Source organism: Paenibacillus sp. IHBB 3054 (genome assembly GCF_051594305.1).
Classification (GTDB): domain Bacteria; phylum Bacillota; class Bacilli; order Paenibacillales; family Paenibacillaceae; genus Paenibacillus_AQ.
Map to the genome: position 1 here is coordinate 153171 of NZ_JBOFBG010000010.1, position 13477 is coordinate 166647.

The 13477-nt window shown below is 50.2% G+C and carries 11 protein-coding genes; 2 read left to right on the forward strand and 9 right to left on the reverse strand.

Annotation, left to right across the window (positions count from 1 at the left end; translation table 11 throughout):
- Window positions 1-50: 50 nt before the first annotated feature.
- The 3 genes from ACQ76X_RS14115 to ACQ76X_RS14125 form a co-directional block, all read right to left on the reverse strand.
- Window positions 51-6470 (reverse strand): phosphodiester glycosidase family protein, encoded by a 6420-nt coding sequence (locus tag ACQ76X_RS14115; RefSeq protein ID WP_438494638.1) that lies wholly within the window; start codon window positions 6468-6470, stop codon window positions 51-53.
- 199 nt (window positions 6471-6669) lie between these two features.
- On the reverse strand, window positions 6670-6918 hold the full coding sequence (locus tag ACQ76X_RS14120; protein WP_438494640.1) for a hypothetical protein: 249 nt from the start codon (window positions 6916-6918) through the stop codon (window positions 6670-6672).
- A gap of 1 nt (window position 6919) precedes the next feature.
- Window positions 6920-8113 carry an NAD(P)/FAD-dependent oxidoreductase gene (locus tag ACQ76X_RS14125; protein WP_038596116.1) on the reverse strand — a complete coding sequence of 398 codons (1194 nt, stop codon included), beginning with the start codon at window positions 8111-8113 and terminating at the stop codon, window positions 6920-6922.
- Between the two features lie 328 nt (window positions 8114-8441).
- Here ACQ76X_RS14125 and ACQ76X_RS14130 point away from each other — a divergent pair, with 328 nt between their 5' ends.
- Window positions 8442-9416, forward strand: a complete 975-nt coding sequence (locus ACQ76X_RS14130) for an NAD(P)/FAD-dependent oxidoreductase (RefSeq protein ID WP_438494706.1) — start codon at window positions 8442-8444, stop codon at window positions 9414-9416.
- 131 nt (window positions 9417-9547) lie between these two features.
- On the opposite strand, the gene ACQ76X_RS14135 is transcribed toward ACQ76X_RS14130, so the two are convergent.
- Window positions 9548-9691: a sporulation histidine kinase inhibitor Sda gene (locus tag ACQ76X_RS14135; protein ID WP_076112513.1), complete on the reverse strand. Its 144-nt coding sequence runs from the start codon at window positions 9689-9691 to the stop codon at window positions 9548-9550.
- Between the two features lie 325 nt (window positions 9692-10016).
- Window positions 10017-10679, reverse strand: a complete 663-nt coding sequence (locus ACQ76X_RS14140; RefSeq protein ID WP_038596121.1) for a YheC/YheD family protein — start codon at window positions 10677-10679, stop codon at window positions 10017-10019.
- Window positions 10680-10991: 312 nt separating this feature from the next.
- Between ACQ76X_RS14140 and ACQ76X_RS14145 the strand changes: the two genes are divergently transcribed.
- A complete protein-coding gene (locus ACQ76X_RS14145; protein WP_076112514.1) occupies window positions 10992-11201 on the forward strand; it encodes a hypothetical protein in 210 nt (69 codons plus the stop codon).
- Between the two features lie 436 nt (window positions 11202-11637).
- On the opposite strand, the gene ACQ76X_RS14150 is transcribed toward ACQ76X_RS14145, so the two are convergent.
- The 4 genes from ACQ76X_RS14150 to ACQ76X_RS14165 all read right to left on the reverse strand — a co-directional run bounded on the left by ACQ76X_RS14150 (window position 11638) and on the right by ACQ76X_RS14165 (window position 13151).
- Window positions 11638-11841 carry a DUF4177 domain-containing protein gene (locus ACQ76X_RS14150; RefSeq protein ID WP_438494643.1) on the reverse strand — a complete coding sequence of 68 codons (204 nt, stop codon included), beginning with the start codon at window positions 11839-11841 and terminating at the stop codon, window positions 11638-11640.
- A 25-nt stretch (window positions 11842-11866) separates the two neighbouring features.
- Window positions 11867-12403: a GNAT family N-acetyltransferase gene (locus ACQ76X_RS14155; protein WP_438494645.1), complete on the reverse strand. Its 537-nt coding sequence runs from the start codon at window positions 12401-12403 to the stop codon at window positions 11867-11869.
- A 143-nt stretch (window positions 12404-12546) separates the two neighbouring features.
- Window positions 12547-12774 (reverse strand): hypothetical protein, encoded by a 228-nt coding sequence (locus ACQ76X_RS14160; RefSeq protein WP_438494647.1) that lies wholly within the window; start codon window positions 12772-12774, stop codon window positions 12547-12549.
- Window positions 12775-12791: 17 nt separating this feature from the next.
- Window positions 12792-13151, reverse strand: a complete 360-nt coding sequence (locus ACQ76X_RS14165) for a HesB/IscA family protein (protein WP_038596130.1) — start codon at window positions 13149-13151, stop codon at window positions 12792-12794.
- Window positions 13152-13477 lie beyond the last annotated feature (326 nt).

A 13477-nucleotide genomic window follows, 5' to 3' on the forward strand; every position in this document is an offset into this window, starting at 1 on the left:
CCGCAGCCTAACCGCTGCGGTCTGTTTGTGCGTTTGCTTTCCGTTACTGCCTATTTCATATACTTGAGCAGATTCACAATCATTTGTGCACTTTCGGCACGTGTACCGTTCTGCTTCGGCTCAAAGCGTCCTGCGGCACGACCCTGCAAGAGACCTAGGCGCACGGCCTCTTCAATAGCCGTCTTGGCCCATTGCGGAGCGTCTGTTGTATCGGCAAAAGCTGCTGCAGCTGAGGCTGTGGTCACCTGCGTCTCTGCCGCATACCCGTAAGCGCGAATGAGCATAACTGCCATTTCCTGACGGGTAATTTCAGCTTCCGGCCCAAATGCGGAACCCGACAAGCCGTTCACAATTCCGGCCTGCTGCGCCGCAGAAATTGCCTCCGCATACCACTTGTCCGGCTGGACATCGGCAAACCCTGTAGCCGTATGTCCGCTGAGTCCCAGTGAACGCACCAGCATTGCTGTGAACTCTGCGCGGGTAACCGCCCGGTTCGGATCGAACCGTTCTCTAGACACTCCCTGCACAAGCTGCTTGGCAGACAACTGCTTCACTGCGCCGGATGCCCAGTGCTCTGCAGGCAAATCACTAAAGCTTTTGTCGTATTGCAGAACGGCATATTTACTGAAATGGCTCACAGCTGCGCTCAGCCTGCCTTCGGTCCATCTACCGCCGGCATACTCAAGCGCCCCGTCTTCTCCAATATAGTAAATACCCAGCAGCTCTTTATTCCCCTGTGGAATTGCCTCATAAGCAATATTAACCGGTTGTGTAAATTGCGATAAGACAAATTCCTGACCCTGCTTCGTTGTAAGGGTAAGCTTCCATTCCCTCACTTCACTTGCCGCTTCCAGCCGTGCTCCCGACATTTGCGCTGCACGGGTGATCAAGGCCTGCGCGGTATCGCTGCCAACCGCTTCAGCAGCCAATGAGATGGTGCTGCCAGGGATTGCGCCTTCCGGTACCTTGCTGCTTAATTCGGCGAGCACTCCGGCAGGAATCACCACGGACAAGCCGGCCGATTGGACTCTAAGCGGAGCCTTGCCAAGCAATTCGCCGGCATTCCCTGGCAGGATCAATTCCGTCCAGGCTGGATCGGCTGTAATTACAACCTCCCCTTGCGCATTCCGCTCTCCGGATAACCGGGCAGCTACAATCTCCACGACTCCGGGTTCCAGCGTTGCCGCAGCTGTCGGAGAAGGAGCAGGGGAGATCACCGCGCCAGGTGCCGGGGGTGAGCTCGGTGTTGGCGTTGGTGTTGGCGTCGGTATCGGCGTTGGTACTGGCGTCGGCTCTTGTCCGGCAGCGGTCACCACCAGTCCGTACTCTGCACTCATCCCGTTATACTCCCCACGGACTTTTACTGTTCCTGCACTTAGCGCGTGTATTTCCCCAGACTCGCTAATCTCCGCCACTTTAGGATCGGAGGTTTCGAACAGAACCCCCTTGGCCAGCTTCACAAGGCTGCCGTCACTGTACACGGCTTGAACTACAGCAACGCCCTTGCTTCCCTGTTCCAGGGTTTCCGGGCCTTCGATCTCCAGACCGGTCAACACTGGCGCACCGTCCGTTGACACCGTAAGCTTATACTGGGCGGCCAGTTCTCTGTACGTTACCGAGATCACAGTTGAACCAACAGCATGCGCCTCAACCTGTCCCCGATCGTCAACCGTGGCCACATCAGTATTCTGGCTGGAATAACTCAGCCCTTCAACTACGGCTATCCGCTTTCCGGAGGCATACACAGCTTCAGTTACCGTCTGATCGGTATCTCCCGCCCGTAATACTTGCTTGCCTTGCAGAGAGAGCGACTCCAGAGCATCCACGGCTATCTTGCTCTCCGCATATATAGCAGGGTAGCCTTCAACCGCTGCCCTTACGACTGCCGTCCCCGGCTTAAGGGCGGTCACTAATCCGTAAGTATTAACCGTTACCGTGGTCTCCGGCTGCCCGGAAACAACAGACCAATGGATTTTCACCTTGGAGGCATTGGCAGGAAGCACCTGCGCATGCAGCTGCATACTTTGTCCAGGCTCAAGCAATGCTTCCGTACGGTCCAGTGTAACGGATTCCGGAGCCACTTTGGCAATGACCAGTTCATCAATCTCCTGTCCGTCAACCGTTCGGGCAGTGACGGTAATCTCGTCATTTTTTATTTCAACCGCAGTAAAAATTTGCTCGTCCTCGTCATAAATTTTCTCCTGCCAGAACCTTTCGGTCAGCGCATAGAATTTGGGACCGGAGGATCCGCCGATGACATACCGGGTGCCCTCACCTTCGGCAACCTGCTGCCCTCCGTTCATCGGATAGGAGCGCATATAGATGTGATCATGTCCGTTCATCACCAGATCTACTTTATGCTTGTCAAATACCGGCACCCAGACCTGCTGCACCCGTTCATTGGCATAGATGCTGCCGTAAGGTCCCTGATGGAAGAAAATGATCTTCCATTTCTTGTCCGTGGCTGACAGATCCTGATCGAGCCACTGGGCCTGCTCCTTATACTCCGCCTCACTATGCTCCGTGTTCATCACCACAAAATGGGTGTCTTTGATATCAAACGAAAAGTTTGTTCCCTTAACACCCGCCGCACCGTTCTGCGGGTTATTGAACTGGGCCAGATAATCCCCGTCACCGTTCGTGCCCATCACTTCATGGTTCCCGATAATCGGCACAAGCGAAGTGTGCATCAGCTGTTCCTGTGCAGCTCCGAACCACCAGTTCCACTGCTCCTGCTCGAAGCCCTTGTCGACCATATCTCCTGCATGCACAAGCATTTCCGCATCCGGCATGTACTGGAAAGCCTGCTGCGCAGTATTCTTCCATAACTCGAAGCCTGCCTGCGAATCCGCCTGCGAATCTCCAATAAAGAGGAACTTGGTAGCTTCACGGTCTCCACCGCTCGTTACAAATGTACCCTGGGCACTTACATTCGCCGCTCCGTCACCCACCCGGTATACATAGGCCGTTCCCGGTTCAAGATTAGCCGCTTCCGCTTTATGCACGCGCATCGTTCCGTCGTTATTGCTGTTGTAGATGGTGCTCGCGCCTTCAATTCTGAGCACGTTGCTGCCTTCAAAGCCGGTGAACTCAGCTTGCCTTACCAATTCAACTACACTGCCCTCCGTCTGAGGCTGAGTCTGCCAGGCAAAACGCCGGCTGGTGCCGGCATCCTCGCCCATGGTCACATTGATGTTGCGCGGAGCTGCCGTGCCGTCATAAGGCGCTACCTTAAACGTCATCACCGGACTATAGGCGTTGCCCTTTACCGCCTGCAGCTTGAACGTCCCTTCCGTTACAGTAGCGGACTTCGTGGTCAGCAGTCCATCCGCACCGGATATTTCCTCTGCTTCCACACCGTCGATCAGCAGTTTGGCTCCCTGGAAGGCCGCTCCCCCCTCCATTTCACTTACCGAGAAGGAAGCCGCCAGACCTTTGGCGATCTCATAATGATTCCAGGTCAGCTTAAGCTGCGTCATCACTGTACTTTCAAGTGAAGCGCCAATGAAGCTGATCGGCGTTCCGCTGCCCTCTGTCGAGGTGACAGAGCCGGAGGTATTCTCAATGGTCAGCGGTTTGCTTAGCTGTCCTCCAAGCTGTTCCAATGTATAAGGCCCGATATAATCATTGCGGACCGTATATTGAATCTGGCCGATCAGATCGCTGTCTTCAAGCCCTGCTTCATGGATTCGGCTCAATTTCAACAGCACTGTACCCTTGGCCGCGTCGATAACCGGTTCGAGCTGTCCTTCTGTCAGCTTGCTGCCTGCAATTACTTTCAGATCGCGGACAGCCGCAGGGTCAAAGGCAAAAGCAACTGAACCCTCCTTCAGCTTATCCGCCTTCTCCGCCGTTATATCCACAGTGTACGTATTCCCGGCGTATACAACCTCAGGCGTGACATATTTATAGAAGGGAGATCCCAGATTCACTGTGAAATACCATTCCTTAATCGTCTGATTGCCGCTGAGGTCGCGGATCGCAAGCTTCACCTTATGCCGGCCTTCCGCAAGCGGAAGCTTGGGCTTGTACGTAATTTGTCCCTTAGGAGGATAGAAGCCGTGCTCTACGGGCTGGTCGTCAATAAATAACCGCACCTTCGAGGCATCGATTAAAGTTGTTCCCGGATGCGCAACCGGATCGTAGCCGGCATCCTCTCCGTTCACCGAAAGGGCCGGCGTTGCCGTCTTGACCATCTCATTGGCGCCAGGATACTCATTTTTAATGACCGGCGGTGTTTGGTCTTCTTCCAATGGGCCATAGAGGGCGCGGATATCATCCACATAAATGGCACCCTTTGTTTTTTTCAGATTGCTGGTCTCCATATAACGGACAGGCATATCCATCGACAACGGGGTTGTTTTACCTTTAGGCACCGCCACTTCGACATATTTCCAGCCTGTCCAATTCACCCCGTTCACCTGATCAGTGTAATCTACCGGAACCGCCGCATTGTTGCCGTCGCGGATCTGGCCGCGCAGCCAGTGCTTCTGCCCGTCTCCATAGATCCACATACTGATTTTCTCCGGATAACCCGGTATCTGAATCCGGTTCTCTGTCGACGTTGCCGCGACATAAGCTCCCGAGGTGCCTGTTTTTCCAATAAAATCATATTCCAGCTTCAGCGCCCTGTCTCCGCTGCGGATAAAGTCCTGATCTGTCACTTCCTCCAGCGTTACACTGTTGGCTGCTGCACTGGATGCCTTATACTTACCGATCCCCGCTTCAAAATTCTCCAGCATAACAGGCGGCAAACCGACATTCACTTCAAAGGAGGTTTCCACACTGCCATATTTCACGTAAACCCTACCGTTTTTTCCGTTCTCATTGCTTGCCTGAAACCACCCGTTCTCATCCACCGTGCCAATTTCACCTTCCACACGCCACTCAAAGCTATGGTTGTCAGCCTGGATAGTCTGTCCGCCCCGCAGCGCCTTTACCGATAACTGAGCGGACTGGCCGGATGTGTATGTCTTGATTTCATCGGGGAATTCCAGCTCCGTCAGCGTTTCGACGACTTCAATCTCGCCTTCTCCCTGCGCATTCCCGGCTCCCGCACTAATTTTGCCTACTCCGGCTGTAGAGCCGGCAGTAAAGACACCCTGTTCATTTATAGTCCCCAGAACCGGATCAACTTGCCAATTCAGCGCCCCCGTGTACGCAGCAGGGTGGCCATTTTCATCCATGCCTGCAGCAGTGAAGGTAAAGCTGGAACCTTTCAAAATCCTCTCAGCATTCGGCTGGATCGCAAGCTTCGAGGCCACAGTCAATTCAGGAGCGGTGTTGACGAGCAGCAATCCGTTGCCGGTCTGCCGTTCAAACCCGTCCGACCCCTGATTCAGCATCTTGACTCCATTCGTCCCCGGCATTTTCGCCACAAAGGTCGAAGATCCTCCCCCATCCAGATTCATGGCGTATACGACGCCGAGATCCTTGAGGATTTTTGCCAGTTCCTCTGTTTCCACCCCTTCGCTGAACCCGGGAGAACGGCCGTCAATTTCAAAAAGTACCACGCTGCCGTCCGCTTTCGTACCAATGGCTGTCCGCGGATGCACTCCTGCCGGTCCGACGCCCGTTTGTACAACCCCATCTTTGATTAGCGGTCCCTGCCCGCCGATTGCCAGTGCGACATCCTTCCATTCGCCCTTCAATGCAAATGCGGCAGTGACCTCATCTCCGGGTGCCAATCCTTGCAATACGGACCTGGAGGCGCCATGCGCGGACAGCACCACCTTGCCTTGGGCAAGCGGAGTATCTCCTTGGCTTGTCCGGACCTCCGATACCTTCAGCTTCAGGGTTTGTCCGCTTTTGACTTCGCCCTCAGCAATATCCAGTACGATTTCATCGCCATCAGCAGTTGATTTCGTAGAGCTGTTGTAATCCTTCGTATAGAGTACGAGCTGATCCGTATTCCGGTAACGGTTGATACTGTTCAGCGGCGTTGTTTTCCCGTTCACCGTCACGCTCATAGACAGCTCCGGCTGTCCATAAATAGAGGTACCATCCGCTTTTAACCCAAAAGCATAGGAGCCTCCGCTGTTCAGGATAACCCCCTCATCCATAAACAGGCCATTCGGAACACCGGTGGCATAGCCGGATATTTCATAGAAATCACCGTTAATGCCTGCAATTACACGGTTTCCCGGTGCATCCGCATACGTTGCCATACCTGTTACACCCTGCATTCCGTATACCTTGCCGTTTTTTGTTCCGGCCCGCAGCTGCAGGCCTGTATTCTGCGGATTGAACTCCACAGTATGTACTTTTTGCCGTCCTCTTTCATCTTTAATATCCATCCAGGTATAGATCGTACCCGGTGCCAACTCCGTCTTGCGCATATCCATAATTGTTCCGTATTCGCTGGCTGGCAGTTCAGCAATTGCGGCATTCGCCATTGCACCTTGCTGAAACATTGATAAGAGCAACAGAAAAATGATTGCCGGATTGAACTTTCGCAAATGTCTTTGCACTTCGTCATACCCTCCCAGTGGTTGTCGCATTTTGTCTAAATTTGGACAATCTCATAGGGTACATTTTATGTGCTGAACATCAGGAGAGAATAAAATAGGGTAGGGTGTATTGTTAACACTGGTATGAATCGTTAGTACGCAGAAAAAAACGGAAAACTCCCCGTAACCGGAAGCTTTCCGTTTCATATTAGGCTTGTTGCTATTCGTCCGCGTCATCTTCCCGCAAGCTCTCCAGATATTCAGCCGTTGCCCGGTCGCGGGCCCGTCCCTTATCCTTCAACCGTTCGATTGCCGGGAGAATGAGCACATCAATTTCCTTCTGGACATGATAAGCCAGATCGTGCCGGCTTTGATCCTCGAGATAGGAACCGGCCTCAATCAGGCCGTTATAGCGGTCCAGCTCTTCACGCGTCAACAGTCCGCGAACTTGCACGCTGCAGTGGCGCATCTTAAAGGAATCTTCCTTTTTTGAGCACCAGAGGGATACCGCCGATAATGAACAGGTAACGCATATCCACAACCTTCTTCAGCTGCGCCGCGGTCCAGCCTTTGTACGTCTTATCGCCTACAACGGCAATACCTTGTCCTTTTCCAAGGGAGGCTACGGTGCCTTTGTTGCTGAAGGAGAACTTCTTCGGCTGCTGGCTGCGGATCGCCGCCACCAGGTTAAATGCGCAACATTCGCCCTGCTGCATGGCAATTTGTGCCGTCGGCGGATAGGGGCGTCCTTCCGGATTAATCATCAGGGAGCCGTCGCCAATAATAAAGATATTCTCATGTCCCGGTGCGCGCAGATATTCATCTATCTTCACACGTCCGCGCATCGCTTCAAAACCGGCAGCTTCGATCAGCCGGTTGCCGCGGATTCCGCCGGTCCAGACGATTGTGGAGGCCTTGATTTCTTCGCCGGTTGCGAGAATAACGCCATTCGGCAGACATTCCTTAATGGCTACTCCGATCTTGAAGGTTACACCCTTTTTCGTAAGCACCGTCATCGCATGCTCAACGAGCTCAGGGGCAAAGCCCGGCAGCGCCGTCGGGGCCGCTTCCACGTTGTAGATATTCACCATACTAGGATCTACATCATATTCTTTGCACAGCGCTGGGATACGGTCAGCCAGCTCAGCTACAAATTCGATGCCGCTGAAACCCGCGCCGCCCACAACGAAATTGATATGCTCCTGTGCATTATTCTCATTCTTGTATTTGGCAAATTGATATTCGATATGCTCGCGGATCAGCCTTACCGAATTGATGCTGCGAATCGTCAGCGCATATTTATCAAGTCCAGGAATGCCGAACGTTTCAGGCTCGCCGCCTAGCGCGATTACAAGGTAATCATACGAGAGCGTGCCGTCCTCGAGAATGACTTTTTTCTGTTGGGTACGGATTTCCTGAACGGAAGATTTCACGAGATCAATCTTGAATTCATCAATCAGTTTGGAGATAGATACGCGTGTATGTTCAATGCTGTCCGTTCCCGCAGCGGGCATATGCAGGTGGGTAGTGAAATAGTGATACTCATGTCGGTTAACTAGCGTCACATCAGCTTCATTGTAATTCAAAGCTTTCTGCAGCCGCTGGGCAGTTAAAATACCTCCATATCCCGCGCCTAGGATAACGATTTTTGGAATACTGCTCATGTTCCGGCTCCTTCCAACAGGTAAATCTGTCTATGTGTTATTTTTTGTAAAAATATTTAGCGTTCTTTTGTGAATTTATACACTTAAATTCAGAAGAATTTCCAATTAAACTTAAAGGATTTCTAAAATAACCATATCCATTGTAAACCTTAGTATCGTTTTAATCAAATATTATCATGCAAAAAAACGTCACAATTTTCAGGTCATTTAAAGCCTTTGCAGGGTGGTCCCACAATGTTTATAATGAGTAAGTACACTAGTATGGCAAATTGAATATATCAACTCGGAGGTGTAATATTACGTGACATTAGAGCAATCCGGCGTTCCTATGAGCGACCTTCTAATTATAGGCGGCGGTCCGGCCGGCATGTTTGCTGCCTTCTACGGCGGAATGCGTCAGGCATCAGTAACCCTTATTGAAAGTATGCCCCAATTGGGAGGGCAACTCGCTGCTCTTTATCCCGAAAAATATATTTACGATGTGGCAGGATTCCCCAAAATTACCGGACAGGAACTGGTTGACAACCTTTCACGGCAAATGGACCTGTTCCAGTCTAACATCTGTTTGGAAGAAAAGGTCGTATCAGTCGAGAAACGTGACGAACGCCATTTCGTCGTCACTACCGATAAAGCGGAATACCATAGCAAGGCTGTCATCATTACCGCCGGCGTAGGCGCGTTTGAACCGCGTCGCCTGGAGGTAGCAGATGCACAGCGTTTTGAGAAAGCCAATCTGCATTACTTTGTAAACGATTTGAATGCATTCAAAGGCAAGAAAGTGCTGATCAGCGGCGGCGGGGATTCCGCAGTGGACTGGGCACTTATGCTGGAGCCGATCGCCGAGCAGGTAACCCTGATTCACCGCCGCGATAAATTCCGCGCCCACGAGCACAGTGTAGAGAATCTCATGGCCTCCAAGGTGAAGGTAATTACCCCTTCGGAGATCACAGAGCTGCATGGTGAAGAATTTATTACCAAGGTCACCTTGTCCCATATTAAGACCAAAGAGACACAGGAAATTGAAGTCGACAGCGTAATCGTCAATTTCGGATTTGTTTCTTCTCTTGGACCTATCGCTGAATGGGGCATTAAGATTGAGAGCAACTCCATCGTTGTTGACTCGCGTATGGAAACAAGCATTCCGGGAATCTTCGCTGCCGGCGATATTACCACCTATCCGGGCAAGCTGAAGCTGATTGCTGTAGGATTCGGTGAGGCACCTACTGCTGTGAACAATGCCAAGGTATATATCGACCCTGAAGCCAAGCTTTCACCGGGACATAGCAGCAATCTTAAGCTTTAAGCCAACTGCCAATACTTACACAATAAAAGGGTATCCTTTCAGGTTGATTCCACTTCAACTTGAAAAGATACCCTATTTAGTGCCGCTTGCGGTTAAAGATAAGCAGCTGTTGCAGAAATATTCTATGATCTTTAATGTAGAACCGCATGTACTGGAGAGTGTAAGTTCCGTTTGCGAATTTCAGCGAGTAAAAGAGCGATGAAATCATGCTCTAATTGGAGCTCTATAGCTCTCTGATAAGAGTCCAACAACATCTCATCCGACAATTCAACCATAACGTTCACCTACCTTTCCTTTATTTGGATCTGAATCTATCATAGCAAACTATCATTTTTCGAACAAGCGTTCTCATTATCCACAGCCAGCTGTGGAAATCCTGTGCATAATATGTGAGTAAGGGTTGCGAAGGCCCATGCTCCGCAGTGGAATATGGGGATAATAGTTATGCACAGGTACAAACAACAGAATATTCCGCAAAAATATTTTTGTCACGTTCAAGTATTTAACATTTATTACCTCATATTACCTCGTAAGCGGCATAACTAAAGGCTATTCTATCTTATTACTATTACTATCGTCAATTCTTAAAATAGTGTTTAATTATTGTGGTCTTGTATTTACTTCCAGAATCCAAATTTTCCCGGAGTTATCTATAGCATAATCAAATCCCAACTCGCCTATTCCCGGAAAATGACGTTCCATCAGCTCTGTACATACCAAGGTTAGTCGCCGCATCTCCGCTTTTTTGGTGGCCGTTCTGTTACGGGGCAACGATTTTCTCAGCCCTTCACGGCAGCTCATCATCGTTCCGCCCTTGCATAGGTTGGTCACGAACAGCCCCGGACGAGCTAATCTTCCCACCATGGAGCGAAACTCCCAACGAGCTCCGTTCTTTACTACCTTAACCCGATAATCAATCGGGCGCCCGGCAATCCGGGCCAGTGAGATGCCCTGCTGCATCAAATATTTCCGTCTTACCTTCACACGCTCAAGCGCCTGCCTCATGGAAGAGAAATCCCCGTACACGCGTGTTTTGTCCATATATGTGAAGCCGTATCCACGCCCGTCCAGAAACACTTTAATTACTCCGTAACCCCCGCCGCCTACGACAGGTTTAATCACAACATTCCCATAACTTCTCAGCATTTTAAGCAGCCCGGCAGCACTGTATTCCCTTGTTCTCGGAATGTAACCGGCAACCCGCGCATCGCTAAGCAGCGCTTCGGTCTTCAGCCATTTGCTGGCCAGTTGTCTTCCCGCCATTTTAATCCCGCTCCTTTCGCATTCCCAGCCTACCCTATACATTACTCAGGAGCGGCCCCGCCTTCCTGTATGATTGTCCGTGTAAGAAGGCGTTCACAGCAAAAAAGGGCATATGGCTCCGGGGCCGTATGTCCTGGGACTTTATCCGTACTGCGCTATATTCATCCGCATCATCCGACAATCATTTTTTCGACGGCAACAGCGCGGTTATTTTGACGATTCAATAGAAATGATTCGATGTAGAGCCTCCGCAGACTAACTGGAATAATCTTAAAATTCATTGTATTATAGCGGTAAGAGGAGGGATCCTTAGTGGCACAATTGTTCGAGGTATTGTATTGGGTGGCTATGATTGGTATGTCTGTTGTCTTGGCGGGTACCACCATCCTTGTCTGCGCGCTCGGCTTCAAGTTTATAAAAGACCGCCGCAGAGTGCTTGGCGCCAGTTGTATCGCCTTCTCCATGGGAGCCGCCGCTTTAATCGTGTTTATGATTAACTTCAAGTTTATCCTTCCGGCCTGATTGCGGCGATCGTTTCACTCCTTCATTGCAGATACTATACTCTATGAAGGAGTGAGAGGATGGCTTGTGCAGATGGACAGCTTCATTCGCTGAGACCTATCAACTACTTATATATAAGTTGAACTTTAGACTTACCGAGCCGGCATAGAACGCAACTGCGGTGAATGTTTGGACTTCCGGCCGCTGTTGTCGTAAGAATTTCTTGATTTTAACCGCAGATAGCGGTAGAAATCCGAAGACTGGTTATGCTTCCGAAGCGAGCTTTCCTACGGAAAGCTTTCAGGCGGACACTACCGTTCCTCCAGTTCCAAAATCCCCCTCCGCTGCTTTTGCCTCTAGGTAGTTCTTTAGTTCAATTTATATAGAAGCAATTGCTATGACGGGCAGGTAATGGGCAATATCTCTGCAAAAGAGGGTTCATGCCTATACCCGTACTTTACGACCCGATCAGCTTTCTCTTAAAGACAACAATAATATCTCTGGAAGCCCCCTGCGCCTGGCTGGTATCAAAACAGGATACAAGCTCCCAGCCCTCCTTACCATAAAAATTCAGCTCCTCCTGAAATTCCGAATTATCAACTCTGCCGCCCCAAAATCCGCCGGTCTTAAATTTAATTGTTTTGTATTCCCATCGCTCCATGTGTCCGCTCCTTTCTTATAAGTGATTATTTGCTTGATGTGTACTCTTCCTCCAGAATGGAATACTGGTAAGAATCATGCCAACTTCCCTTGTACCACTTGTGTCCTCTCAAATGCCCCTCGTCCCTCATTCCGGCCTTTTGCAGCACTTTGGCAGAGCCTGTATTCTCTGGACGGCAGGTCGCATATATTCTGTGAAGAGCTAGTTGCCCGAAGCCGAAAGATATTAGAGCACAAGCCGCCTCGGCCGCAAACCCCTGCCCCCAATACCGGGAATTAAAGCAATAACCTATCTCTCCCTGGCCCTGCTCAGGCGTATGAATTCCGCAACCGCCAATCAGCTGATTGGTCTCTTTCAGAACCACTGCAAATTCAAAAACTTTACGCGGCTCCTGATGCTGCTGGCTGATTGTTAAATGAAGATAGGCTCTTGTTTCCTCTTCCATGTTGGGCCCCCACATCATATGCTCTACTACCCTTGGGTCCGATGCGTAGCTGTGAACCGCTGCAAAATCCCCGGGCGAAAACTCCCTGATCATCAGCCGTTGTGTTTCAATGATCAATTCAGGTCACTTCCTTAATAGTAGTAATGCACCGCATGGTTCATTTATGCTCTCCAGTATATCAGGCACACTAAATATTGGAAATACAAAAAGACTCCAAGGCGATTAACCTTGAAGTCTCATTCTGCACGTCATGAAGGGTGTTACAAACGTTTCTCTGGCGTTTTGCGAAAAGTACGTTTTAGCAAAAGCACCATGAAAACCACTACAAAAACAATAAAAAAAGCTGTCAGGAAAAGTCCTGTTCCTACCCAAAAGCCGTAATCAAAAAGGCCTGCAACATCTTCTGGTGTGAAGATAAGATTGATTACTGTTGGAATAGTTATAAATATCAAAGCGTATATTAACGCCTCTTTCAGTATCTTTGACACTAAACGACACTTCCCATTCAGCAAGGCTCAGCCGCAGGCTTGCCAGCATCGTCCTTCGTACGGAAGGAGGAACCGCAGCCGCAGGTGGCGGTGGCATTCGGGTTATTAATGGTGAATCCGCCGGTCATACCGGATTCTTCGAAGTCAATCTCAAGACCGTTGAGATAACGAATGTCGTCCTTACTTACAACTACCTTGAGATCAGCGACATCCAGGTAGACATCCTGCTCGCTCTCGTTATCGTCAAAGCCCATGGCGTAGGAGAACCCGCTGCAGCCCCCCGGTGTTACGCCAAGGCGAAGGAACATGTTAGGCAGCTCCTGCTCAGCCAGCATTGTCTTGAGTTGTTCTGCAGCTGTTTCACTAATTGTAATCATGATCTCAACCTCCTGAAAGTTTGTTAGCCTATCTGCTTCTTATGCTATGACAGCCTTCCGGCCAAAAGTAATTTTCTATATTAAATTAAGTATACCCCACTCTTCCCATGCCCTCAAGTCATATCTGGTGCATTGGAAAGGATTTATCCGCTCTATACTTCAAGTCTCAGCGGTTGCTCACCCTTGGAGAGAGGTTTATAATAGGGGAAGCGATATACGTAAAAATTCGGAAAATTGTCACGGAGGCCATCAAAGCCTCCATTTTTTACGCTGGACAACGCGTGTTTTAGTAATTTTCGGTTACGATTCTGCGGGTGTATTCACCT

What these genes read in the sequence shown, in the direction of transcription:
- ACQ76X_RS14120 (WP_438494640.1), bottom strand. Translation starts at nt 6,918, where the DNA reads ATGCGCCACTGCAGCGTGCAAGTTCGCGGACTGTTGACGCGTGAAGAG.
- ACQ76X_RS14165 (WP_038596130.1), bottom strand. Translation starts at nt 13,151, where the DNA reads ATGATTACAATTAGTGAAACAGCTGCAGAACAACTCAAGACAATGCTG.
- ACQ76X_RS14135 (WP_076112513.1), bottom strand. Translation starts at nt 9,691, where the DNA reads ATGGTTGAATTGTCGGATGAGATGTTGTTGGACTCTTATCAGAGAGCT.
- ACQ76X_RS14140 (WP_038596121.1), bottom strand. Translation starts at nt 10,679, where the DNA reads ATGGCGGGAAGACAACTGGCCAGCAAATGGCTGAAGACCGAAGCGCTG.
- ACQ76X_RS14125 (WP_038596116.1), bottom strand. Translation starts at nt 8,113, where the DNA reads ATGAGCAGTATTCCAAAAATCGTTATCCTAGGCGCGGGATATGGAGGT.
- ACQ76X_RS14130 (WP_438494706.1), top strand. Translation starts at nt 8,442, where the DNA reads ATGAGCGACCTTCTAATTATAGGCGGCGGTCCGGCCGGCATGTTTGCT.
- ACQ76X_RS14150 (WP_438494643.1), bottom strand. Translation starts at nt 11,841, where the DNA reads ATGGAGCGATGGGAATACAAAACAATTAAATTTAAGACCGGCGGATTT.